We start from the raw sequence: 23,786 nt of genomic DNA on the forward strand, positions 1-23,786 counted from the left end.
TCAAACCCATTGCAAAAAATATAATAACTAACGATGCAACTTTAATAAGTGGGGAAAGGGCTCATGAATAAAGCTACAAATGTAATTCCAATACCTCTGAAGATGACAACTGCTTTCATCGTAAGAGGAGAAGGAACTGTTCTGGTCGATACCGGTTATCCGGGAAGCGAAGATGCTATCATTGAAAAACTCCGGGAGGTTGATATCGCTCCCGAAGATGTGAATCTCATTGTTATGACACATGGTCATCCCGATCATGCCGGAAGTGCTGCAAAGTTGCATGAAATAACCGGTGCAAAAGTTGCCATACATCACCTGGATGCAGATAAGCTACGCAATGGTATACAGGGAGAACTGAAACCTGCCAGATTTATCGGAAGGATCTTCAAGCCTTTTCTTGGACGGGGAAAGAGCACACGTTATCCTCCACTTGAACCCGATATTCTCATTGAGGATCTGTTCGAACTTGATGAATACGGAGTCATGGGAAAAGTTATCTCCACACCAGGACATACTCCCGGATCTGTATCAATTATTCTGGATAATGGTGATGCCATCGTGGGAGATCTGATAGTCCCATCACTTCTTTCCAGCAAGCCCAATATTCCATTCTGGGCAGATGATCGGGATGAAGTTATGAAAAGCATCCAAAAACTAATTGACTATGCTCCGGAGAGAATATATATTGCACATTTCGGAGGACCTTACACTTTGGAAGATCTGAAAGAGAGTTTTCGGATATAATTGATCATAAAGATCACAGTATTTCTTTATATAGAGACATCTTCTCTGAATTCGGGTCAACTAGTTTAATTTAAACAACCAATACGATCATATTCCAAAGAAATCTAGTTGTAAGTGAACTTGGTACGAAAAACCGAAGGCACATGTTTTATAAAAGTAGCCGATAGGAACGCACAACCCCCGCTAAATGTCCCGTAGTACCTCTAGGGATCGTTGCAACAGAAGATGATCTGCAGGTAAGCGACTGGTTCACAGGAATGTTATTACAAATCGTGCAAGCACAAACATCCTTTCTTCATTTTATTCATATTATCTCTTCCAAAGGATGCACACTCCAATATCTTGGAAGATATGATGAGGCAATCGAATGTAATGAAAGAGCAGAAGAATTAAAATCTTAAGCTAAAAGAAAGATCATAAGTCTTTATTAGAAAAAAAGAGTTTAGGCTTTCAAAATTTCAAGCTAACAGATATTTAATATTTGGATCTATGGAAATCAGAAATCATTGTTAAAATATTACAATAATTGAGGATTTCCACACTACTTTAATGACTTAATTTTAATGACCTTATAACGTATTTGTCGAAACTGGCACATATCACCAGATCACTTTGATGCCAGAAAACACAGTATAGCATCTGCGTATTCTTCAGGAAGATATTGCTCTCCTAAATGTCCCACACCTTCAAATTGGACAACTTCTGAATCGGGAACCTTTTCCGCGATCATAATGGAAATTCCCGTAGGTGTGAGAATATCTTCATTTCCTGCGAGAAGCAGCATCTTGCTTTGAAGTTCAGGCAGGCGTTCATATGTGCCATTCCACCCCAGGTTCCCTTCTGCATACTTACTGAGTATTGGGTCCGTAGAGGAATCAGAAGCCCGATATTGAAGTCTGCTTTTCAGAAGCTCAGTCTGTGGAACATCGAGACTGTATGTTGCTGATGAAAGGATCAAACGATCAACTTTTCCGGGGTATTCAAGAGCCAATTCCTGAGCAATCGATGCTCCCATGGAGGTACCAAATACATTTACAGAATCCAGATCAAGCGCATTCATCAGCCCCCCGGTATCATTGACCAGAAGATGTATCGTAATAGAACTGTTATTGTCAAATGAATATCCCATTCCCCTGTTGTCGAAGATAATGACCCTGTGCCTATCGGCCAGTTGCTCTACAAATGTCGCATTCCACATGTCCATTGTTGAAGCAAATGGAGATATCATTATAATCGGTTCACCTGAACCAAACTCACGGTAGGCTATCTTAATGCCATTAACAGAAGCATATTTAACAGGAGCTTCAACTATCGAAAATTCGTCAGTATCATAATTTCCACTTTCTCCATGCAATCCATCATTGCTAGATATGGAATCAAGCAGAGGTGGGATGTCAATGAATGAATAGGCATTTACAGAAGATGAATTGATCGAAAATTCTGAAGATTCGTGCATTGCGCTTTCACCCTCCATTCCAATACAACCAGAAAATGCAAGAGTTATGAGAATCAGTGTTAGAATCAGATCAATTCTTAATTTCATGATATTTGAATATAATCTAAAATATAAAAAGACAACTTCCGATCAGACAACTAAGCAATCCCGGAGAAACCATAGGAGAAACACTTTCCCAAATGTTGGAAATATTAGATAAAATTTCCACAGCACCAGTAAGGATCTATTCTTACCTGAAACTACATCAAGATAGCAGCTATTTGAGCGAATAATATGTGATTGGATACTTAATAATCATTAAATCGGAAAGTACTTTCTAAATGTACATCTGAAAACAAGGAATCATTCAGTCAAAGTTTTCAGAATTTCCTGCAACAACTGCCTGTCCCAAAGAAACCCCACCATCACCACATGGGATTCTGTTATGGGTGATGAATTCAAACCCAGCGTCCTTAACAACTTCACAGATACGTCCTGTTATGTGTTCGTTATAAGCAACACCCCCACTTAGTCCCACAGTGTCAACATTCCTTTTCTTAGCAGCTGATATTGCAAGTTCCGCAACCCCGACGGCAAGGGCATCCTCTACAGAATATGCAAGATCGCAAACATCATGTGTACCAAGCCTTTCGTAGAGATCATATAACAAACTGGTAGTATCAAGCACTCCTCGTTTGCAAACGACAGGCAGATCCAGGTTATGCACACCCTTTTTTGCAACCGATTCCAGCTTCATTGCAGGCTCACCCTGGTAACTGCGAGATTGTGAAATACCAAGAAGTGCTGCTGCACTGTCAAGCACCCTTGCAAAACTGCTCGTTCTAACCAGGTTTACACCCTTTTCCAGTTGCTGCAATACAATGTCACGTTCTGGCTCACCATGCTTAAAATAAAGAGGAAGCCCTCTCAATTCTTTCGGCTCAAGAACATCATGCAACATCCCCAGAAGCATGCGTGAAGGATTGATCGCAGCCTTGTCCCCACCAGGCATTGGCTGCTCCATAAGATGAGCAATTCTTTCATAACCAGAATATGTGGCTTCAAGGACCTCTCCACCCCATATTGTTCCATCTTCCCCATAACCAGCACCATCAAGAGCTATACCGATGATCCTTGAATCGGCAGGCAAGAGATTGTCCACCATTAGAGATATGATGTGTGCATAATGATGTTGCACGTAAACCGTATTATTTCCACCTTGCTCCTGTGCGAAATGCGTGGTGTTGAATTCAGGATGAAGGTCACAACCCCATCGATGAGGATTAATCTTTGTCAATTGTTCTAAATTAGAAACGACCTGCTTGTGATACTGAGCGGTCTCAAAGTGCCTTGTGTTACCAATATACTGGGAAATATATGCACTGTTCTCCTTTGCCAATGTAACAGTAGTGTTAAGTTCGGGACCAACACCTATCGCCGCTTCTATTGAGAACGGAAGCTCTATCCTCTCAGGTACAAAACCCCTCGATCGTCTTATGAAAGCTTTTCTACCATTAACGAACCTGATAACCGTGTCATCTGTCCTGTTCCTGATAACATAGTTGTGAAGAAGATAATGATCTGCGATTCTTTCGAGATGTGACAATGCCTCTTCATTATCTGTCATCATTGGAAGACCTGGAAGATTTGCAGATGTCATCACATAAACATCCGTGTCACTATTATCAAACAGAAGGTGGTGTGTGCCTGAATACGGTAACATTGCTCCTATATTGTGCAGATCGGGAGCAATGTGATCAGATAATGCAAGACCATTACTTTTGTCCAGAACAACTATTGGACGCTGCCTGCTGAGCAATAGGGAACTTTCATCTGCATCGATACTGGCAAAAGAAGATACCGTATCAACATCTTTTGCCATCACTGCAAAAGGCTGGGCAGGACGATCAAGAGAATTCCTGAGCTTCAGGACAGCACTGTCTGAAGTAGCATCACAGACAAGATGGAAACCACCGTATCCTTTGACTGCAACTATTGATCCACTATCAATGAGTTCAGCACATCTGATAATGGCATCATGTCCGGATGCAATAACATCACCACTACCATTGGTAAGTGAAAGAACAGGACCACAATCCTGACAGCAGGTGGCCTGTGCATGGAATCTTCTGTCAGACGGGAGTTTGTACTCAAGACCACACCCCTGGCACAGGGGGAATTCGACCATACTGGTATTTTTCCGATCAAAAGGAAGAGAATTTACCAGGGAATATCTCGGGCCACAGTTCGTGCAGGAAGTAAATGGATAGTGATAGCGCCTGTCCTTACGATCATACATTTCCCGCAGGCAATCGGAACAGATTGCAGTGTCAGTGGGGATAATGGAGCTGGTATTATCATCCAGTTCGCTGTCAAGTATCGAGAAAACGGAAAAGCCCGATACAGGAAAATCCTTAGTTTTTATTTGGTCGATAAGTGATAGAGGTGGCTTTTTATTATAGAGGTCGTGGAGGAAACTTTCGAGGTCATTATTTTCACCTTCTACGACTATCTCTACGTCATTCCCCCTATTTTTCACATGACCGAAGAGGCCGTTCTCTGTTGCGATACTATAGATGAAAGGGCGAAAGCCAACACCCTGCACTACCCCGCTAACGTTGATCTTCCTACATTGAGTTTGCATCTTTAAGGTAACTGGTTCAAAATACTATAAATAGACCTCGTGATTTCTTTGTCTGAGGGGTATTCTTGCCTGACAATAGACTTGAAGAGAAAAGTGATTCATGAGTTCTAGAAGAAAACATTGACCCCACAGTCATTCCCCGAATGCTTTCATCACTTGTTTATTATTATTATTATTAGTATAGGATGTTTTACGAACGAGAATTTTTAAATTTTTACTATATTGAATTGAGTATATTACATTGTCCTTAAATAGAAAGGATAAGATACTGTAAATGGGAGGTCATAATTTATGACATATAAATTAGCTTGTAAAGATTTAGGGGTTGCTTGTCCCTTTGTTGCTGAAGGAAAAACCACGGATGAAATGATGGAAATTGCTGTAAAGCACGCCAAAAAAGAACATGGTTATACTGATGAACAATTAAATGATCCTGATACTCAAAAAGAGATCAAAGCAGCAATAAAGGAAGAATAACATCAATTGTCGTGAAACGGAGTGACTTGCTCATAAAGGGAAAGGCACATCCGAATACAACTTTCTTTTTATTCAATTTTCTTTTTTATATATATTCTCTGATCGTAGTTTGAAAGTTTTATCCATTTACTCAAACCCATGCCAGGTGTCTTTTTCTATTCGACGCAATATAATTGGTGTAAGCAAAAATCTGAAGATATCATGTTGGACAAAACATAAGGGTTTGGCTCAAATGATTCGATTCTAAAGATATGCCCTCCATCAAACGATCCGGAAATCCACAGACATCCCAACCAGATCAGTTCCTTTTCAAACTTTGATGAGAGTATTTCTGGCTATTTCCTCAAAAATATACGGGATCACACTGTCCACTGCAGCCAGAACCTCCGGACTGAGATCCATTGAAAGATCGTGGTTGATCTCACCGATCTCTATTCCAAAAACGATTACCTCAGGAAGTTCCTGAACATGTTTTCCAATAGCCAGAATATCAGATATACCGATATCGTGGGCTGAGAATATTCCAACGTGTTCACTGTCTTTGTTCAAAAGATCCTCAAGATCGAAACGAAGAATTGAACCTTTTTTTGTAAGGCCACTGCCAACCACTGAATCAATAATAATGACCTTATCAACACCTTCCAGCAGGTTCAGTATATCCAACCCACATACACCGGCATCAAGGATATCAATGCCTTCCGGAATACCGGTTCTTTCTTTTTTGAGAGTCTCCACAACCCTTATGCCAACACCATCGTCTCCCATTAGCGTATTTCCACATCCGATTATGCGAACAGACGGACTTGATTCAGACATTCAGGCCTCCGGAGTATAATCTGTAAATATGAGAATGCTTAATTTTCTCACAGCAGTCGGAATATGCCAGGAGGATTCTTTCCTGTCAGGTCTATTGTGTGGACAGCGCATGTAATACAGGGATCATAGGACCTCCCCACATGTAAAATGCCGGTCGGGTTACTGAAATCGACTCCCAGCCAGTTATCAACTGCAGAGATTCTGCACCCCACCAGTGCCTGCTCAAGAGGACCCGGTACTCCTTCACTGTCCCTGGGACTCAGGTTCCAGGCACTTGGGGTAACTATCTGGTAATTGGCGACCTTTGACTCATCATCTGTTATGAGCCAGTGTCCCAGTGCACCCCGGGGAGCTTCACAAAGACCCATTCCTCTGGAATCTCTGCCCATTGACATATCAATATCAACACGGAATCTTCCATTTGGATCAAGGTCTGTTGTTATCCACTTGATCATCTCATTGGTGATAATGAACAATTCCTGCATGCGTGCCATCATTCTGGTAAAGCTGTTGAAAGGAGAATAGTTATTATCCCGGAATAATTGTACAAGACCCGTAACAAGTGGCTCTTTCATAATAAGCAGACGTGATAAAGGGCCAACCTCGCATGGGATACCATCATAACGTGGAGCTTTAGACCATGTATATTTTTCCTCCGAAAAGTTATCATAATTGATCCGGTCGGGATCTGTAAAAGGTTCGGTTACCCCTTCATATGGATGTCTGTCGCCTTCATAATCGTCATAGAAAGCATGTTTGACGTTTTCTGTGACCTTATTTGAATCAAAATCATGATACTCTAACGAGCTGGTCATAAAACCGGAAGTCTGGAAACGATCGCCGGAAGGACTTGTCGGATCATAGCCTTCATGACCCACGTTATAGAATCCGCCATATGAAAGTAAGCCTATTTTTGAGAGATCATTGTAGCCACTCATTTTATCGTGCTTGAGACTGATCGGAAGTCCCAGCAGTTCTTCACCAATAAGTTCTGAGCCGAATGCGGAATATAGCTCTACATCCCCCCAACCATTTGGACGTGAAAGGTCATTCTTCTGAAGTGACATTTCAGTTAGTTCATTAAGATGTTCAATAAAGAAGTCTACAGCTTTCTTTGGAGAAGACGCCTTGTAAGTGTTCTCGATCCAGTCCTCAAAAGGTATGCTGATTACATTTTTATTTAAGAAATCGACAACTTCAGACATGATCGATGACAATGTTTGAATGTCTGAAGTTGTTGGATTGTTTGTAACTCCCCCGGGATAGGTTACGGTCTGGTGGGGCATCTTTCCACCGATCACAGCACCGGCATCGTGTAGTCTTTTCTTCATCGGGATAACGCCAACATATGAACTGCCGGGAGGGATCAGTTCCCCACCGATCTTATAGCTGATCGGGGCAAATCTTCCAAGTAATTCTTTCCAGACAGAAGCTCCAAGATCACCAAAAGTGGACATTACATTACCATAGGCAGGATTTGCAAGGTCCGGAGCCCACAGGATATAAAAATGGAGTAAATGATTTGAGACCGTGTTCAGACCCTGATTTATATTCCTTGCAACAAGTGCATCCTTTGGAACAGAGCCGGCAACACCATATAGCTCATCAAGCGCATTGACCGCAGCTATTGAGTGTGCTACGGGACATACCCCGCATATCCTCTGGGATAGAAGAATTGAATCCCTCGGGTCCTGACCGCGATATATACGTTCAAATCCCCTGAAGATCATATTGGAACTTCTGGCCTCCTTTATGATGCCATTCTCATCAACCTCAGTATCCAATCTTAAAGGACCTACAACCCTTGTAAGGGGATCAACTGTTACACGAACCATTATTGGTCAGTCTCCTTCTTTTTTTATACTTTTCTTATTTTTCTTGCTTGAATACAGAGGTCTGGCATTATCAGGAAAATCCGGTTCCACACATGCAATACATGGGGAACCCGACTGTACACAGTAACTGTGCCCATCATTCCATTTGCGAAGTGCACAGTCAGCATGTGCAAGGAAGGCCTGACATCCCATTCTCAACAGGCATTTTTCCCCACCAGCACAACTATCGAATTCCTTGTTTTTGAAGAATTCCTTACGGGGACAGTCCTTATGGACGTTATGATCCGGCGGGAAGAAGACCTTTGGCCTGCCAAACTCATCCAGTACCTCAGGCAGGTCATCTGGTATCTTGACATTACCGGATATAATTGCACTTAACGTAAAGATTATCCAGTCAGGATGAGGAGGACAGCCCGGGATGTTGATCACAGGTTTGTCTATCCCGAGAACCTTCAGCATGCCTTTTGATGGGTCCTTCTTCGTGAAGGCAACACCCCTGTAATCCAGAATATCAACTATATCGCTATTTGCTGTATTAATGCCCCCATACGCAGCACAGGTCCCCACAGCGATTATAAGGTCAGCATTCTGGGCTGCCTTTTTGAACATATCCTTGCTGCTACGGTTCCCGGACATGAAATATTTCCCTGAACCTTCAGGCCCGTTTGCAATTGCCCCCTCAACCATCAGGATGTAGTTTCCCCTTTCACTGATCTCATCGAGCAGGATCTCAGAATTAAGTTCTGATGTATTGGCAGGCTCACCATCAACAAATAGTCCCTGGTGTGCAAGGAATGCTTCATGCCGTTCCAGATCGATGTTGAGTATCTCAAATGCCTTCAGGAGCCCCGGGTTGGAAGCATCCAGTAAAGACTCAGAACATCCCGTACATTGGGCACCCTGTATCCACAGGACATGGGTCACAGGAAAGTCAGGGTCACCCTGAGTATCGTTCTTATAGTTCTCCAGAAGCTTGAAACTCCCGCCCGACCCTCTTGCCTTAAGGAACTTATGCCAGTCCATCCTTAAGAAATCAAGATCATTTACACTACTATCTGAATTTGTATTTCCCTCACTCAAGTGACCATCTCATTATGAATGATTTTCAAGATCGATCCTGTGATAGCCCCCCACTAAAATTGATCGATAAAACCCATCTCACTATAGTAGTTATTTTACTTCCAGATATAAATAGCAATTACATGATTGGTAGCAGACAACACATATTAAATACAAAACACCCCTTTTTTATAGTATGTGCATAGCCATTCCAGGGAAAATAACTTCGATCCTGAATGAAAATACGGCTACTGTGGATATCGGGGGTATAAAGAGAAAAGTGAACCTTGATCTTATAGGGGGAGCTGATAGTTCACTTATAGGCAAGCATGCGCTTGTTCATGTCGGGTATGCCATCTCATTGATCTCTGATGAAGAAAGTGAAGAAATTCTCAAACTACTAAGAGATGTGATGGACCTCAGTTGATATGATGGAAAATATTGAACAAAAGCTTATATCACGAATTAATGAAAATGCCACCCCTCTTCGAATAATGCATGTATGTGGCACTCATGAAAGGACCATATCAAAATATGCAATTCGCGATATAATCTCTGAGGACGTCCAGTTATTAAGCGGTCCCGGATGCCCTGTTTGTGTAACCCCTGTAGAGGACATCGACTTTGCAATTGAACTGGCAAGGTCAGGAAAGGTGATCACTTCCTTTGGGGATATGATGAGGGTACCGGGAACTACGGAAAGTCTATTTGATGCAAGGTCCGATGGATATGATATTCGCATGGTCTACAGCATCGATGATGCCATAAAGATCGCAAAAGATAACCCAACCCTTGAGATCGTATTTTTCGGGATCGGATTTGAGACCACTGCACCCTCCAATGCTGCTGCATTATTAAGAGGAGTGCCTGAGAACTTCAGCATTCTCACATCCCATAAACTCATGCCTCCGGCAATGGAGATCCTCACACGAGATACGAATTTGGACGGATTTTTGGCACCAGGACATGTGTCAACGATCATTGGAACTGAACCATATGATCCAATTTCAGAAAAAGGGTTTCCAATCGTAGTAACGGGTTTTGAAGCTCTTGATGTTCTCCTCGGCATAGCCATGGTCCAGAACCAGCTCGAAACCGGCAGGTCTTGTGTGGAAAACGCATACCCACGCTGTGTGAATGTTGAGGGAAACCTCAAGGCCCGGGAATTATTATATGAGGTCTTTAAGAAGACCGATAGCAAATGGCGGGGAATTGGCATGATCGAAAATTCAGGTCTTGCTCTGAAAAAAGAGTTTGAACAATTTGATGCTGTAAATGTTCATGCTGATATTTATAAGCGACTTCATGAGAAAAAAGCTTCAGAGAGCGATAATGTTGATGGTAAAAATGGTCTTTATGAAGAATGTATCTGTGCTGAAATATTGACAGCTCGTGCTCAACCTTCCCAATGTCCTCTCTTTGGTAGAAGATGTTCACCTGAAGCTCCGGTCGGCCCCTGCATGGTAAGCCTGGAAGGAACATGCTATAACTGGTACAAATATAGACATAATAAAGGAATATAATATGCATGAGTATTCACTTGCCTGTGAGATCTTTGAAACTGTGATAGCAATAGCAGATCAGAATAAAGCATCAGCAGTAAATTCCATAACACTGGAAATTGGCAGGCTAACACATGTGAATCCTGACCAGTTATTGTTCTGCCTTGATGTTCTGTCCGGGGACAGTATTGCCGAAGGTGCAAAGGTCAATGTGAATTTCGTTTCACCGTACGGTGAGTGTGAATGCGGATATAGAGAAGATACCGGAGTTCCAGACAATGCTTGTTGTGATGATCAGCAATCCCTTTACGAATATGCATTAATGACCTGCCCCGTATGCGGGAAGTTGCTTCAGCTGGTTGGTGGAAATGAGCTCATAATTCAGACGATAGATATCGACATATGAAATTAGAGAGAGGAAAAATCAATGCTGATGCACGTGGTAAATGTCAACAAAGATGTCATGAAAGCCAATAATGAGCTTGCACATAGCAACAAGAAGCTTTTGATCAAAAACAGGGTTTTCGCCATGAATATCATGGGAGCCATAGGTTCCGGGAAAACAACCCTTATTGAAGAGGCGATCAATGCGCTCAAAGACCGTTACAGAATTGCGGTTATTGCAGGTGATGTGGTAGCAGAGATGGATGCATCCCGTTTTGAAAAACTTGGTGTGAGAACTGTAGCTGCAAACACCGGACGTGAATGTCATCTGGATGCAAAACTTGTGGAAAGATCAATGGAAAATATCGATCTTGAAGATACTGATATCTTATTCATCGAAAACGTAGGGAATCTCATCTGCCCTGTGGACTATAAACTTGGTGAGAACGTCCGTGTTGTGGTCGTAAGTGTAAGTGAGGGTGATGATACTGTTTTAAAACATCCGATGATATTCAGGACCTCTGACCTTGCCATCGTGAACAAGGTGGACATCAGTGAAGCTGTATCTGCCGATCCTTCCAAAATGAAAGCTGATATTGAAAAGTTAAATCCATCAATTCCCGTACTCCTAACCTCTAGAAATGACAGGATAAGCATTGATAGATGGATAGAGTACATCGAATCCTATCTTGAATAAAGACATTCTTGTTTCTGATAACAATAAGTGATGATCATGTCAAAAGATAAAGTCATAAGGATGGAACACGGAGCTGGTGGAGAAACGATGCAGGCACTTATCCGTGAAGTGATCCTCGACAACATAACTAGCAGATCTGCAGGACTTGTGGGTCTTGACAATCTCGATGACGGTGCAACGATAAACATCGCAAGTACCATTGCCAATAACAAAAACTCTGATGAGATTGTGATAACTACAGACAGTCACGTGATAAAACCTGCTTTTTTCCCTAATTCCAACATTGGCAGGCTTGCTGTTTCAGGTACTGTCAATGATCTTGCAGTAATGGGAGCTGCACCTCTTGCCCTTACATGTGCGATAGTTGTGCCGGAAGGGTTTGAACTTGATTCTTTTGAGCAAATAATAAGGTCCATGAACGAAACTGCAGAAGAGGTGGGTGTTCCTATCATAACAGGTGACACAAAAACCATCGAGAGAAACGGACTTGACTCCATAATAATTAATACTACAGGTATCGGGATCGCGGATGAAGTTATCCGGGACTGTGGGATGTGTCCCGGTGACAGGATAATCCTTACAGGCACCATAGGTGATCACGGGATATCGCTCCTGGCCCATAGGGAAGGATTCGATCTTACCACCGACCTGGTATCTGATGTAGCGCCTTTATGGAATATGATAAGGTCAGTTATTCCAATACGAACTATCGAAGGCAGGCCTGCCATATCAGCCATGAAAGATCCGACAAGAGGAGGACTTGCAGGCGCACTGAACGAAATGGCTCAGAAAAGCGGAACAGGGATCATCATTGAACAAAAGGACCTTCCTATAAAAAGATCAGTATCATCTGCCTGTGAAATGCTTGGGATAGACCCGCTTGAAGTAGCAAACGAAGGTAAAGCGGTCATCTGTGTGAAAGCTGAACATGCAGAGGAAGTACTATCAATAATTCGTGAACATGAGTATGGTAAGGATGCTGCCATCATAGGGGAAGCAACAGACGAGAATTCAAGAAAGGTTCTGATGAGAACAACAATTGGAAGCATGAGGTATGTAGATACACCTACAGGCGACCTGATACCAAGGATATGCTGAGATATGAAATTAGCCTGCTCTTTTTTAACTTTTTGAAATGTATGGGATTTCTACTACGTGATTCCGTCAATTAGATCAAAATTAACCCATAACTGATAACATTTATATAACATCTGTGTTAATTTTGTAACATATTACAAATTTCAAAGAGGACATCTTATGAATAAAAATTTAGGACTTATATTGATCGTTTTAGCTATTCTTGCATCTGGTTGTGTGTCTACGACCACTATGACCCCTGTGGGATCAGATGATCTGATCTTAAGTACAGAATCGATAGTTATGAAGGAATTCCAGGAACAGGATATATCCGTGATGGTGCTCAACAACAATACCAGCCAGCCAATTGATTCTGTAAGAGTGAGTTCTTTTGGGCCATTTACAATTCTCGGGGACAGCTCAGATATAAACATTCCTGCAACTAAGAAAGCAACTGTTAATGCCAGGATCCAGGCCCCTGCATTTGATTCAGTTGAAGAAACTACAATGCTGACCATATCATACGCATCAGGCCTTGATGAGGATGAAAAGCCCGTGATCATGACAAAGAACATTCCGGTCCAGACCGTTGTCCTTCCGGATGCATCACTGCAATTCGTAGGTTTTGTAGAAGATATAGATAATCTGCTTGCAACTCCACCGGTTTCCACCTGGGAAGCTGAAAAGGGTGAAAATGCTACTATAAAGTTCTCAGTTAAAAACAACGGACAGACCACGATCGCTGCAGATAGCCTGATTGTGCTTGTTGATATTGAGAACGAGCTTATCGGAGGAAATGCCAGCTTCAACATAACCCAGGCAATGGCAAGGGGAGGTACTTCCTATACCCGCGGTGTTGAGCTTCCGGTACTTGAAGATGCTCCTAATGGGGAGACAGACGTGTCTGTGAGACTGATGCAGGGAGATTACCTTATTGATTCCCAGTCCCTTGTACTCAAAATAAAACTTTGATCAGGTTTGATTCACATGGGATTTGAAATATCGGGATCTAAAATATCCCTATTTTTATTTTTTATTTCCATCAGCTTGATCTTAACTTCATTTTCCGGCTGCATTGATACTCCGGGAGACCTTTATAGGGAGTATGATGAGGTCTTCATCCAGGACATAGATGTGATGTCCACTCCTCAGGAAGAAGGTGCTCTCCTGACAGTAACCCCCTATATCCGAAATGACCAGAATTCCGACAGTTCGATGCTTTCTGTAAAGATCAATGTAATCGACCAGAGCACGAAGCTGATAGTTGCCGAAAAGAATCTGGACATGGGTTATGTCAAAGCCGAATCCATGGCTTACAATAGTGTATCTCTTGAAGTTCCGGAACCAGGGGAGTATTTAATAGAAGTTCAGCTTTTTGAGGATGACAGGCTTCTGGAAGAAAGAGGTACTTTCGTTACAGTGAAAGAAAAACCATCAGCTGACCAGCCGGCTAGCATTAAGCTTACCGACATGAACCTTGTGATCACCAAATTCGTGAACTCGGATAGAGAGGCAGTGGTAGATATCTCTCCCGGGATCTACAACGAGGGAGGAGATTCCAGATCTCTTAATATGATAGTAACCGCAAGAGTGGATCCTTACAAAGCATATACCGAAAGTGACGAACTCGGGATACTCAAAGGTTCAAGCCGGGTCAGGGGAAACGTCCGTTTTGTCCTCCCGAGGAATGACGATTACACATTTACAGTTGTTGTGGAAGAGAACGGAAGGGAAGTTTCCATATCTGAAACCCCAGCGCCGGTTAAGCTGGATGAGATCTATAAGATAGACGTTATCAATACATATCCACTTGTGGAAGAAGGTACACCAGTTGTCGAGGATGAGGCAACAGAGGAACCAGCTGAAGATGCGATGCCCGGATTCCAGATCCTGATGACGCTCACAGCAGTCCTTCTGGTAGCCGGGATCGTTAATAGTGGAATATTAAGCAGCAAAAAGCAAAGAAAATGAAGGGAATAATATGACGGGGGAAGAAGACATAAATAAAATCGAGAGCATGGAAGAAGAAAAACCTGCAACGTTGGCTCCGGATGCAAAAGGAAGAGCTTCAAACAGCAACAACAATGACGAATCTTTCAAGAAACTCGTTAATGCATCAGTGGTGATCGTTCTTGTGGCTCTGATCTTTATTGCCCTGTTCTCTTTCTTTTTTAGTATGCAGGAAGCGATCTTTGCCCTTTTCAACCCCAGATATCAGGCACTTATGCAGGCAGTCTTTAGCCTGATGGTTGTGGTTATGGGAGTTTACATGATCAAGATGTTTTTGGGAAAGTGATCAATCAGCCAGATCACGATCTTTGCGCGAGGTTATTGGGAATCCAGATGTCCTGAGACTTAGAAAAAAAGAGAATGATAAGTCTCAGTCTTTTTTCAGAACAACTGCTCTGCTTAGAAATACCTTTGGCCTTTCCACAATTGTGAAACCATTGTCTAAAGCCATCCTGATAGTCTTGTCAAAGCTTTTAGCTGAAACATGCAGATATGGTTCTGCTATGAACAGGAGTCCATTGGCTTTTACAATGGAAGCCAGCTCATTGAGGGTCTTTTCCGGTTTCGCAACCTCATGAAGCATATAAAAAGCTATTGTGAGATCGACCATCTCCGATATACCAATTACATCCTCTTTACATTTGTGTAGTACAATACGCTCCTCTAACTCCGTACCCTGGATCTTCTTTCTGAGCTTGTGAAGCATACCCTCCTGCAGGTCAGAAGCTATGACCAGACCGGAGCTACCAACCATCCAAGCTATCTCTATTGAGAAGAAACCAGAACCACATCCAAGATCAAGAACGGTCATTCCTTCTTTGACATAAGGTTCCAGTATCTTCGAGGGTTTCTGGAACCATCTTCTTATTTTGTTATCCAGAATGCCTGAGATCGCAGCCGGACACACACGGTTGTATCGAATGTTCACAATATCCCCTTAAAATTAATTATCTGCAAGATGTTCTCTGGAAAAGAACATTTCCCGATCATATGCAATGATAACAGCAGCCACAATGATCAGAACACCGGTTTCAATGATCTTTGTGTTCTGGGATATATCCAGGATCTCCTGCGACATGTTCACCATAAAGTGAAAAGCAATTGCAGCTATGATACTTTTCCTGTTCTTTATGCATATCCAGCTGATTATCATTCCCATGGGAACGATGCTGACAAAGAAGTTCAAACCATACCAGACACTTTCATGGAATATCTCATACTGATAGGAGTTGTTGACAAATAACAGTGGAAAGTGCCAGAGCGACCATAGCACACTGAAAATAAGAGACGCTTTGAAGTAAGTGTGCCGGCTCTGCAGGCTGTCAAAGGCATACCCTCGCCATCCCAGCTCTTCAAAGCCTGCTGCAAGTAAAAGCAGCAACAATACAGGGACAAAACCGGTAGAGAAGGAGAAGCCTTCAGCAAGCTGGAACTGCGATATTGATCCTCCGAACAACAGAGAAATAAAGATCGATGCCAGCACTGCCAGAGGCATTATCAGAATCAATACAGGGAGAATTTTTGGCTGTATAAGTCTTATGTTGATCAACCTGTTAACAAAATCTCTTCTAAGATCAATATTTTTAGACCTGATAATCATGACAAGTGAGATAAGAAATGGTGCCATGAGCCCCGGTAGCATGAACAGCATATATAGCCCGTCCCCACCATCCTGAAAGCTTACATATGCTCCTGCAAACCAGAGAGCATAGGTTATGATAAAAGTTGAAAGATAGTAGATGCCAGGTTTGTAATTGTAGTTGGGTATCATTGTTTTCTCCAGATCTTAATTACGATGGGCTTTTAAAATACGATAATATTTGGACAGGGAGAGTAAATTAAATTTAACAGTATACATAAGACTTGCTACTAAAATATATATATATTCTGTTTTAACAGCCAGATCTCGCTTCTGGAGCGCGGAACGAGGTGATGAGCTTCGCTCAACACCTCACTGACAGCAGAACGGAAGCCTCAATCGTAAATTCAAAACAGCAAAACCAAAGCTCATCATTGCGAAAATCATCAGAAAATGAACATAATGGGCCCGAGGAGATTACACACCCAGATAACGCTTCTGGGGAGTGTGACAAAACAGGATCACAACCATTTGACAGAAATCCCTTTAGTTCCTACCCCCATATTCCAGAGTATTTCGAAAAACCTATGGTTACATATTCATTGCTTCACAAAAAGGATTGAACATACCCATCTTATCTTGCCTTCTTTTTATATCTGATATCTCTCACATAAATCTGGTAGTGAGCACCTGAAGCATCCGATGAACGCCTTTCAATTTCAAATAATTTTGTTGCTTCGACCAGATCACTGAGCTTTTTATATCCATAGTTTCTTGAATCAAAATCAGAAGCCCTTTTTATCACATTTTGACCAACGTTACCAAGAGGTGCCCACCCGTCATCATCCGCAGAATCTTCAACTGCATTTCTTAGCAGGTTTACAAGTTTAGAATCTCCTTTCAATTCATTTGTACTATATTTTTTATACCCACCTATATCTGATACAGTTGTTTCTTCCTCTTCAGTTTTTCTGAGATTTTCTGTATATATGAATTTATCACATGCAACTATGAAAGGCTTGGGTGTTTTCTTTTCACCAAACCCATATACATTCAGCCCAGATTCCCTTATTCTCTGGCACAATCTGGTAAAATCACTATCACTTGATACTATACAGAACCCATCCAGTTTTTCAGTATATAGAAGGTCCATTGCATCTATGATCAATGAGCTATCAGTTGAATTTTTTCCTGTAGTATAACTGAACTGCTGAATAGGCTGTATAGAATAATCGAGTAGTGTTTCTTTCCATGGATTAAGTTGAGGGGTGGTCCAGTTTCCATAGATACGCTTTACACTGGCAATTCCGTATTTGGCAATTTCATCGAACAACCCTTCAACGATCGATGGTTGTGCATTATCAGCATCTATTAGTACTGCTAACTTATTTTGTGATTTATCTTCTTCCATTCATTTACCCCCAATTGATCAATTTGAATTATCCATCCCCTCACATCTTTTAAAAATAAGCATCCAATTATCTTTTATGCTGATGGCAAACAATAATTAAAATTGTGCTATTTCTCGACATCCATAATATTTGATACATTCATAATATTTGAATAATTTGATTATACCATGAAGTTACATTTTCATCAACTTGGAAATTTAATATAACGGTATTGCCAAATGATCATGCTTAGTACATTTGAAGATTTGAAAATGGTAGAAATGTTGGAATGGTAGAAATGGGTAGTGTCCGCCAATTCGCATTGGTGGACTGCTGCGTCTCCAAATGTTTTAATATCTCCTGAAGTTCCCGAAATGGAATCTCGGGAACCCTCTCCAGGATGAAACATAAAGATCCCTTCGCATTTTTAACCGTGGGTGTATGCGGCTTCCGAAGAAGTTCATGTCCCCCATGCTGATCATGAAAGCCCCGATCATTATAAGGCCGCATCCCTTAATGGTGTTCCCAAAGAGAGGATCATTTAGTATTATGTATCCGAAGAAGATACTGCTTACTGGTTCCAGCAATGCAAGCACACTAGCTTTCTGTGCTTTCATGCTCACGGCACCATTTAGATATATAAGGGCTGCAACGGCTGAAAGCAAGAGTCCCATCTGCAAGAGCATCCAAATGTTCTCAAGGAGGACCTGTCCAGAGACACTGACCGCATATGGAGAGAGGATAAGCATGCCCATGAGAGTTGGCCAGAACAACAGAGACAATCCTGAGTAGTCTTCTTTGAGATGGTCTATGGTCAGGCTGCTAGACGCATTTGAAAACCCTGCTATTATTCCGAAGAATATGCCCAGTGGATAGTTGTCAGCAACTCCAACAGATGTTATGTTACTTGGATCTATCAGCATTAGTATGCCTACCACTGACAATAGCAAAGCTATCATGCTCTGGATGCTTATCCTTTCCTTGAATAGCAATGGTGATGCCAGGGTCACATACACAGGGGCTGTATAGAGTAACATGACTGCGATAGATACACCTGCGTATTTCATGGATAAGAAATATGAAAACAGGCATATAATGTTTAAAATTCCTCTTAAAACCATATAAGGCTTTTTTTTTGATAAATACAAGTCATTATACCTTTTTGTAGCTATAATAAAGCATATTACCCCTATTAATCCAAAGAAAAACCTATAGAACAGTATAGCACCTGTTTCCATTCCATTTATGCCATTTAATAGCACACCAACACTTCCATACATAATACATGACATAATAATGTATATGGAAGGTTTATTTGAGTTTCTATCCATTCTAATCATAAGAAACTCTGAATAGTAAATCTAGTATATATAGATAATTACAATTAACAACTATTAAGAATACATAAAATGATTATAGACCCTTAATTCTATTAATATACAATAAAATTAATTATAAATTGATATTTATATGAATTATCTATGATTTATAGATTTATTAATAATAGAAACGTTTAGGAGTGCTACATTCTAAAGTTAGTAGTGAATTTTTCGGAATCATATATTTAATTTGGTTGAGAAGTCCTACAAAGCCGTAATTTCCCTGGATGAAAACTTCACCCCCACCCTAGAAGTTATACAACCTAGCTCAGATGTCGAAGCAAGACTTAGATCTGTGGAAACCCAGCTATATCTCATGCAGAAATCGAGATCAATCGAGCCTTAAATCATTAAAGATACACCAAAATCCCCATTGCGCAGGGTGATGTTAGCCACTCCTCCAACAATAAAAATAGCACAAAAAACAGCGAAAACTAAAACCTAAACCACAAACAAGAGAAGCAGAAAATGAACATAGTGGGCCCGAGGAGATTACACACCCAGATCTCGCTTCTGGAGCGCGGAACGAGGTGATGAGCTTCGCTCAACACCTCACTGACAGCAAAACTGAAGCTTCAATCGTAAATTCAAAAATCTGGAGTTGTCGAAGTATATGTCAGTGACAACGAAATGAAGGAAGCCTATGAAGCCTGTCCGGAAGACATGAAGACCGTCTTCCAATTACTTGCATACTCCGGGAGTAGACTCACACATGTCCATAAAATGCTCCAGAGCTTCGATGAGAGGAAAATTATCGTGGATGGAGATGTTGCCTATTACCCTACGGCTTCCTTCTCAGAAGGGATGAAACACACCTTTGAGGTCTTTTTTTGTACGCTATTTTTTAAAAAATCGAGTTCTCTTTATCGATAAAACTCATGTGTGCAGATGATTTATATGGGCATAAAATGGAAAGTTGACAATCATGCAGGATTAGATTAAAGTAATGCTGCTGCAATATTAATTTAGGGAGTGATTATGTGCCTTATGAAGAAAAAAGTCACTGGGAATATCTTGTCGACGAAATAGACGGGACAAATTTTGAAAGACAACTAAATAGACATGGATCTTCAAATTGGGAACTCGTTGCAATATGTGGGAACAGCATTATCTTTAAACGCCAAGTCACAGAGGTCAACAAATATTAAACCCTCAACCCACCACTCAAATCCACTACTAAATCTCGGAACTCTACAGAAAAATGTAACAATCAATCTCAATAGATGAAAATTTGGTTTATGTTATAATGTCAGCAAAGAGAGATTATAATTTTTAATAAAATAGTTGTCAGTCGTTTGAGGTTTCTTTATAGAGGTAATAAATAAAAATAAACGATAGAAAACCCGACTATAGATTATTAATTCACAATGTAAACTTTATTTTGATATATTTTTAGTAAATAAAGAATTATCAAGATTTATTAGATGATTTAGGTTTTAAAATACCTGCAAATTTTAAGAGCAGATGTTATGAATGATTCAGTTCTAAAGTAAATATATATCCAAGTATCCCAAATATTGTTTTGTAAGTTAATTTCATGATAGTGGAGGAATCCAGAATGAAGAGAGGAATGATGAAAGGTTTTGCAACTGTCGCCGCTGTGCTAATGGTAGTCAGCTTACTTCCTATGACAGCACTTGCAGATACCGGTAATGGATTTGAGGACGCACCCGGCCAGATGAAAATGAATGCTACTGGTGAGACGGTAGGCATACAGGATCAGGACAGGTTGAGGACAAATTATCAGGAAGCAAAGAACGACTATAATAGAATGACATCTAATTTCCAGACAATGAAAAGCCAACAAGCAAGAGGCCTGATTGAATCTGAAGATTATTTTGTTGCATCTCAAGATTATCTAAATGAAACTATTAATCTTATGATTCAACGCCTTGAGCTCTACGAAGTAGAGAGTCAAAACGATGATGTGAACGAGACAATTGACGATTACATCGGTCAACTCGAGCTTATCAGAGTAGATGTTGAGGGTGCAGAAACAAGGGAAGAACTCTCTGATGCTCTGAAGGAGATCCGGGAGCTCTGGAAAGATGCAATTGAGGACATGAGAAGTTTCAATGAAATGAAAGTTGGTGAGAGGCTTGATGATCATATTGGCAACACCAATCGCATATCTGAGCGCCTGCAGAACGAAATAAGGGAAATGGAGCAGAACGGAGAGGATGTTGAACCCCTTCAAAACATGCTTAATGAATACAATAATCTGATGGCTGGTGCGGAATCACTCCAAGAAGATGGAGAGATTGGAGATGCAATAAAAGCTACCAAAGAAGCCAACGAGCAACTCCGGAAACTACTGCAGGAGATGAAACAGCTCAGAGAAGGCTTTGTGAACATGGCAGGCGAGGGACCATTTAATGCCGAGGGTGACGGTACCATCGTCCTTTCCGGACAACTTAACGTTACCATCAGTGCAACGGATGCAATGCTTGTTATCAAGGACCTTGCAGGGGATGCAGAAATTGACATCAAAGGGGAATATGATCTCGTGAATGAGGAGGCAAATGACGGATGTTGTGCCTTTGTATATGACAACTTCACAGGTGATGCTACCATTAACGGAAGCCGGATTACCATAATGATACGCGGAGAGGACATGACAGTCTTCGCAGAAGGGTCTGGAAGCGCTTCACTTTCAGGAGAGGGATCATACCAGATAGGTGAAGGTGCCAAAGTATTTGTGACCGAGTTTGCAGAAGATGAAGGAGAAAACGAAGAAGAGACAGATGATTTAGGAACTAAAGGTATGGAAGGGGCTGATACACCCAGCCAAAATGGTAATGGTAATAAGCCACAGGAGGTTTAATCATGGTCAGCTTTAAACACATTGGAATTATTGCCATCATTCTGATAGGACTCACATTCTCAGGTTGTGTTGACGACCAGCCTGCAGAAGAAGTAGTTGATGCTGAAGTTGAAGCACCAACCGCAGACGAGATACTTGGAGAGGAAGGGGTCGGACTGACCGATTCAGAAATAGATGCACTTGAAAGTGATCTTGACGAACTGGAAGCCAACCTTTCAGAGTTTGATGAGGACGAGAACCTAACCATAGAAGAAGTCTGAAAGAATAAAAGTTCAGGCTCTTTTTCCTTTTTTTTAATTTTATATTACAATTCTTCTAATGCTATTGATACTTGCCGAAAATTCTCTTGCTTACGATATAGTTTACAATTTTTGTACCTTTCCGGAAAACGGTTGAAGTCGAAGATCAACTGCTCCTATGAATCCTATGCCCTGAAACTCACGAGATCATCCATATCCAGCTTTTTTGAATGGAGGTATATCATTGCATTGACATTGTTCAATCATATCAAGAGATGAGATGCAGGTGAAAATTTAGGAAAAGAATGAAATTGTTGTAACGTGGGAACAGGAACCCCCTGTGTGAGTTAACCCGTTTTTCTGGATAGTTTGTCATAATGCTGGACGACCAATCGACAAAGAATCCTTTAGCTCCCACTCCCATATTATATATTGTTTTTTCATTAAATACGGCTGTTGGTTCAGCTTCAATTATAGTTAAGCTAAAATATAAATCTATGTAAACTTATGCATTAACCTGAAAAAAGAAGGCAACTGAATCCGAATTTTAAATAAGATTATAATTTATATTGTCGAATTTGATCTCTTCAATCAAAGGACCTCCTTCGGATATGAGAAGTCCACCAAAAGCTCCTCACAGCCTCCTCATGGACCCAATTCCCCCTTTTGGAAGTCTTCTATGGACCCCTCCAAAAAAATGTCTCAGAGGGGACGAGAGAAAGGCATAAAGTGTTGTGCAACAATTGTATATGGGGAGAGAATAGCAATGGAACCCATCGGAAAATCCAAAATAACAGCGCATCGACCTAAAAAAGACATAACATATCCTATGGTTCGATTGCCGCAATCACACTCACATCTCGCAGGTGAAACCGCGTATATTTTTGAAATCGATAACAATGGAAGCCCTTTGTTCATAATATCCCTCGACAAAGAATTCGACGGAAACATACAAGTTGTACAACCAACTGACAATTCAGACCTCGAAACCCGCCTAGAAACCCTCGAAAAACAGATGAAATCATTACAAAAATCAATACAAACCCAAAGCTCTTCATCACGAAAATCATCAGAAAATGAACATAATGGGCCCGAGGAGATTCGAACTCCTGATTCCCGCCGTGTAAAGGCGATGTCATAACCGGCTAGACCACGGGCCCCTGTTGCAAATAATACACATCAGTATCCGCCACCATTTTAGTGGTGTGGGATGTGCAACCCCATAATAGCATTAGTCATATATAATGTTTTTCGTGCAGAGGCGGGGATGTGCAGGAATGAATCACAACCATTAATAATCAGTAATGCATAATTGAGTAGCATGACCGACACTAATGAAAATTCTGAAATAGTCCAGCAGAGCAAGCAGCTTGAAGAATTCAAGGTTGATCTCAACTACAACAAAGAGATGGGACAGATCGTCATCTGGATTCCGGTCGGGGAGCATGATATGCGCATCATTACCAATAGCGAGGACGGAAAACTGGATTGTGTCTTTGTTCACATGCATCCAAGTCCTGAAAAGGCGCAGGAAGCCTATGAGAATTTTGCTACTGCAGATGACGTCAGGACAATGTTCACCCTCACCGGCATTGGAAAGAAATGTAAATGATGCTGGTTGATGTAATCAGCAATTAATAATAGATTTAAATCGGTTTGAAATTTCATTACATCATAAATTATAAAACTTCAAG

Annotated in this window: 23 protein-coding genes and 1 tRNA gene; 14 read left to right on the plus strand and 10 right to left on the minus strand. The window is 41.2% G+C overall.

Translation table 11 applies throughout. The features are described from left to right. The first annotated feature begins 63 nt into the window (after positions 1-63). Positions 64-744 carry an MBL fold metallo-hydrolase gene (locus LI82_RS07425; RefSeq protein WP_052402806.1) on the plus strand — a complete coding sequence of 227 codons (681 nt, stop codon included), beginning with the start codon at positions 64-66 and terminating at the stop codon, positions 742-744. Between the two features lie 607 nt (positions 745-1,351). Here the strand turns inward: LI82_RS07425 and LI82_RS07430 are convergent. Together LI82_RS07430 and hypF are read right to left on the minus strand one after the other, a co-directional pair. After that, on the minus strand, positions 1,352-2,287 hold the full coding sequence (locus tag LI82_RS07430) for an alpha/beta fold hydrolase (protein ID WP_081955781.1): 936 nt from the start codon (positions 2,285-2,287) through the stop codon (positions 1,352-1,354). Positions 2,288-2,546: 259 nt separating this feature from the next. Further along, a complete protein-coding gene (gene hypF, locus LI82_RS07435; RefSeq protein WP_048194687.1) occupies positions 2,547-4,823 on the minus strand; it encodes a carbamoyltransferase HypF in 2,277 nt (758 codons plus the stop codon). Between the two features lie 291 nt (positions 4,824-5,114). Here hypF and LI82_RS07440 point away from each other — a divergent pair, with 291 nt between their 5' ends. Further along, complete coding sequence (locus LI82_RS07440; RefSeq protein ID WP_048194689.1) at positions 5,115-5,300, plus strand: DUF1059 domain-containing protein; 186 nt, start codon at positions 5,115-5,117, stop codon at positions 5,298-5,300. A gap of 309 nt (positions 5,301-5,609) precedes the next feature. Here the strand turns inward: LI82_RS07440 and LI82_RS07445 are convergent, their stop codons facing one another. From LI82_RS07445 to LI82_RS07455, 3 genes are read right to left on the minus strand one after another with little or no spacing between them, the layout of a single operon-like run. Then, the gene (locus tag LI82_RS07445; RefSeq protein ID WP_048194691.1) at positions 5,610-6,116 is read right to left on the minus strand and encodes a hydrogenase maturation protease; all 507 of its coding nucleotides are present in this window, start codon (positions 6,114-6,116) and stop codon (positions 5,610-5,612) included. Between the two features lie 47 nt (positions 6,117-6,163). Beyond that, positions 6,164-7,951 (minus strand): nickel-dependent hydrogenase large subunit, encoded by a 1,788-nt coding sequence (locus LI82_RS07450; RefSeq protein WP_048194693.1) that lies wholly within the window; start codon positions 7,949-7,951, stop codon positions 6,164-6,166. A gap of 6 nt (positions 7,952-7,957) precedes the next feature. Then, positions 7,958-9,031 (minus strand): hydrogenase small subunit, encoded by a 1,074-nt coding sequence (locus LI82_RS07455; RefSeq protein ID WP_236622708.1) that lies wholly within the window; start codon positions 9,029-9,031, stop codon positions 7,958-7,960. Between the two features lie 175 nt (positions 9,032-9,206). On the opposite strand from LI82_RS07455, the gene LI82_RS07460 reads away from it, so the two are divergent. From LI82_RS07460 to LI82_RS07495, 8 genes are all read left to right on the plus strand, one after another. Further along, positions 9,207-9,437 carry a HypC/HybG/HupF family hydrogenase formation chaperone gene (locus LI82_RS07460; protein WP_048194695.1) on the plus strand — a complete coding sequence of 77 codons (231 nt, stop codon included), beginning with the start codon at positions 9,207-9,209 and terminating at the stop codon, positions 9,435-9,437. 1 nt (position 9,438) lies between these two features. After that, complete coding sequence (hypD, locus tag LI82_RS07465) at positions 9,439-10,533, plus strand: hydrogenase formation protein HypD (RefSeq protein WP_236622709.1); 1,095 nt, start codon at positions 9,439-9,441, stop codon at positions 10,531-10,533. 1 nt (position 10,534) lies between these two features. Next, positions 10,535-10,918, plus strand: a complete 384-nt coding sequence (locus LI82_RS07470) for a hydrogenase/urease maturation nickel metallochaperone HypA (RefSeq protein WP_048194699.1) — start codon at positions 10,535-10,537, stop codon at positions 10,916-10,918. A gap of 21 nt (positions 10,919-10,939) precedes the next feature. After that, on the plus strand, positions 10,940-11,593 hold the full coding sequence (gene hypB, locus LI82_RS07475) for a hydrogenase nickel incorporation protein HypB (RefSeq protein ID WP_201770311.1): 654 nt from the start codon (positions 10,940-10,942) through the stop codon (positions 11,591-11,593). A gap of 36 nt (positions 11,594-11,629) precedes the next feature. Further along, positions 11,630-12,691: a hydrogenase expression/formation protein HypE gene (gene hypE, locus LI82_RS07480; RefSeq protein ID WP_048196108.1), complete on the plus strand. Its 1,062-nt coding sequence runs from the start codon at positions 11,630-11,632 to the stop codon at positions 12,689-12,691. A 159-nt stretch (positions 12,692-12,850) separates the two neighbouring features. Continuing rightward, on the plus strand, positions 12,851-13,642 hold the full coding sequence (locus LI82_RS07485; RefSeq protein ID WP_048194701.1) for a COG1361 family protein: 792 nt from the start codon (positions 12,851-12,853) through the stop codon (positions 13,640-13,642). Between the two features lie 75 nt (positions 13,643-13,717). Further along, positions 13,718-14,641 carry a DUF7490 domain-containing protein gene (locus tag LI82_RS07490; protein ID WP_135607270.1) on the plus strand — a complete coding sequence of 308 codons (924 nt, stop codon included), beginning with the start codon at positions 13,718-13,720 and terminating at the stop codon, positions 14,639-14,641. Between the two features lie 10 nt (positions 14,642-14,651). Beyond that, on the plus strand, positions 14,652-14,966 hold the full coding sequence (locus tag LI82_RS07495; RefSeq protein ID WP_048194705.1) for a hypothetical protein: 315 nt from the start codon (positions 14,652-14,654) through the stop codon (positions 14,964-14,966). An 84-nt stretch (positions 14,967-15,050) separates the two neighbouring features. Here the strand turns inward: LI82_RS07495 and LI82_RS07500 are convergent, their stop codons facing one another. The 4 genes from LI82_RS07500 to LI82_RS12475 all read right to left on the minus strand — a co-directional run bounded on the left by LI82_RS07500 (position 15,051) and on the right by LI82_RS12475 (position 18,990). Continuing rightward, entirely contained in the window at positions 15,051-15,608 is a 558-nt protein-coding gene (locus LI82_RS07500) for a class I SAM-dependent methyltransferase (RefSeq protein ID WP_048194707.1), read from the minus strand. Between the two features lie 15 nt (positions 15,609-15,623). Beyond that, a complete protein-coding gene (gene mmrce1, locus LI82_RS07505; protein ID WP_048194709.1) occupies positions 15,624-16,451 on the minus strand; it encodes an MmRce1 family CPBP family CAAX prenyl protease in 828 nt (275 codons plus the stop codon). Positions 16,452-16,893: 442 nt separating this feature from the next. After that, the gene (locus tag LI82_RS07510; protein WP_048194711.1) at positions 16,894-17,670 is read right to left on the minus strand and encodes an NYN domain-containing protein; all 777 of its coding nucleotides are present in this window, start codon (positions 17,668-17,670) and stop codon (positions 16,894-16,896) included. A gap of 330 nt (positions 17,671-18,000) precedes the next feature. Then, a complete protein-coding gene (locus LI82_RS12475; protein WP_081955782.1) occupies positions 18,001-18,990 on the minus strand; it encodes a DMT family transporter in 990 nt (329 codons plus the stop codon). A 624-nt stretch (positions 18,991-19,614) separates the two neighbouring features. Here LI82_RS12475 and LI82_RS13690 point away from each other — a divergent pair. The 3 genes from LI82_RS13690 (at position 19,615) to LI82_RS07530 (ending at position 22,113) form a co-directional block, all read left to right on the plus strand. After that, entirely contained in the window at positions 19,615-19,902 is a 288-nt protein-coding gene (locus LI82_RS13690) for an integrase (RefSeq protein ID WP_394297415.1), read from the plus strand. A gap of 685 nt (positions 19,903-20,587) precedes the next feature. Beyond that, positions 20,588-21,853: a hypothetical protein gene (locus LI82_RS07525; RefSeq protein ID WP_048194715.1), complete on the plus strand. Its 1,266-nt coding sequence runs from the start codon at positions 20,588-20,590 to the stop codon at positions 21,851-21,853. 2 nt (positions 21,854-21,855) lie between these two features. After that, on the plus strand, positions 21,856-22,113 hold the full coding sequence (locus LI82_RS07530; protein ID WP_048194716.1) for a hypothetical protein: 258 nt from the start codon (positions 21,856-21,858) through the stop codon (positions 22,111-22,113). A gap of 1,065 nt (positions 22,114-23,178) precedes the next feature. Here the strand turns inward: LI82_RS07530 and LI82_RS07535 are convergent. Then, positions 23,179-23,252 (minus strand) — tRNA-Val (locus LI82_RS07535). Positions 23,253-23,413: 161 nt separating this feature from the next. Between LI82_RS07535 and LI82_RS07540 the strand changes: the two genes are divergently transcribed. Then, positions 23,414-23,704 carry a hypothetical protein gene (locus LI82_RS07540; protein ID WP_048194717.1) on the plus strand — a complete coding sequence of 97 codons (291 nt, stop codon included), beginning with the start codon at positions 23,414-23,416 and terminating at the stop codon, positions 23,702-23,704. Positions 23,705-23,786 lie beyond the last annotated feature (82 nt).

Source organism: Methanococcoides methylutens (genome assembly GCF_000765475.1).
GTDB lineage: Archaea > Halobacteriota > Methanosarcinia > Methanosarcinales > Methanosarcinaceae > Methanococcoides > Methanococcoides methylutens.

What these genes read in the sequence shown, in the direction of transcription:
- mmrce1 (WP_048194709.1), bottom strand. Translation starts at nt 16,451, where the DNA reads ATGATACCCAACTACAATTACAAACCTGGCATCTACTATCTTTCAACT.
- LI82_RS07430 (WP_081955781.1), bottom strand. Translation starts at nt 2,287, where the DNA reads ATGAAATTAAGAATTGATCTGATTCTAACACTGATTCTCATAACTCTT.
- hypB (WP_201770311.1), top strand. Translation starts at nt 10,940, where the DNA reads ATGCTGATGCACGTGGTAAATGTCAACAAAGATGTCATGAAAGCCAAT.
- LI82_RS07530 (WP_048194716.1), top strand. Translation starts at nt 21,856, where the DNA reads ATGGTCAGCTTTAAACACATTGGAATTATTGCCATCATTCTGATAGGA.
- LI82_RS07425 (WP_052402806.1), top strand. Translation starts at nt 64, where the DNA reads ATGAATAAAGCTACAAATGTAATTCCAATACCTCTGAAGATGACAACT.
- LI82_RS07495 (WP_048194705.1), top strand. Translation starts at nt 14,652, where the DNA reads ATGACGGGGGAAGAAGACATAAATAAAATCGAGAGCATGGAAGAAGAA.
- LI82_RS07510 (WP_048194711.1), bottom strand. Translation starts at nt 17,670, where the DNA reads ATGGAAGAAGATAAATCACAAAATAAGTTAGCAGTACTAATAGATGCT.
- hypD (WP_236622709.1), top strand. Translation starts at nt 9,439, where the DNA reads ATGATGGAAAATATTGAACAAAAGCTTATATCACGAATTAATGAAAAT.
- LI82_RS07485 (WP_048194701.1), top strand. Translation starts at nt 12,851, where the DNA reads ATGAATAAAAATTTAGGACTTATATTGATCGTTTTAGCTATTCTTGCA.
- hypF (WP_048194687.1), bottom strand. Translation starts at nt 4,823, where the DNA reads ATGCAAACTCAATGTAGGAAGATCAACGTTAGCGGGGTAGTGCAGGGT.
- hypE (WP_048196108.1), top strand. Translation starts at nt 11,630, where the DNA reads ATGTCAAAAGATAAAGTCATAAGGATGGAACACGGAGCTGGTGGAGAA.
- LI82_RS07460 (WP_048194695.1), top strand. Translation starts at nt 9,207, where the DNA reads ATGTGCATAGCCATTCCAGGGAAAATAACTTCGATCCTGAATGAAAAT.
- LI82_RS07525 (WP_048194715.1), top strand. Translation starts at nt 20,588, where the DNA reads ATGAAGAGAGGAATGATGAAAGGTTTTGCAACTGTCGCCGCTGTGCTA.
- LI82_RS07440 (WP_048194689.1), top strand. Translation starts at nt 5,115, where the DNA reads ATGACATATAAATTAGCTTGTAAAGATTTAGGGGTTGCTTGTCCCTTT.
- LI82_RS07450 (WP_048194693.1), bottom strand. Translation starts at nt 7,951, where the DNA reads ATGGTTCGTGTAACAGTTGATCCCCTTACAAGGGTTGTAGGTCCTTTA.
- LI82_RS12475 (WP_081955782.1), bottom strand. Translation starts at nt 18,990, where the DNA reads ATGATTAGAATGGATAGAAACTCAAATAAACCTTCCATATACATTATT.
- LI82_RS07445 (WP_048194691.1), bottom strand. Translation starts at nt 6,116, where the DNA reads ATGTCTGAATCAAGTCCGTCTGTTCGCATAATCGGATGTGGAAATACG.
- LI82_RS07470 (WP_048194699.1), top strand. Translation starts at nt 10,535, where the DNA reads ATGCATGAGTATTCACTTGCCTGTGAGATCTTTGAAACTGTGATAGCA.
- LI82_RS07540 (WP_048194717.1), top strand. Translation starts at nt 23,414, where the DNA reads ATGACCGACACTAATGAAAATTCTGAAATAGTCCAGCAGAGCAAGCAG.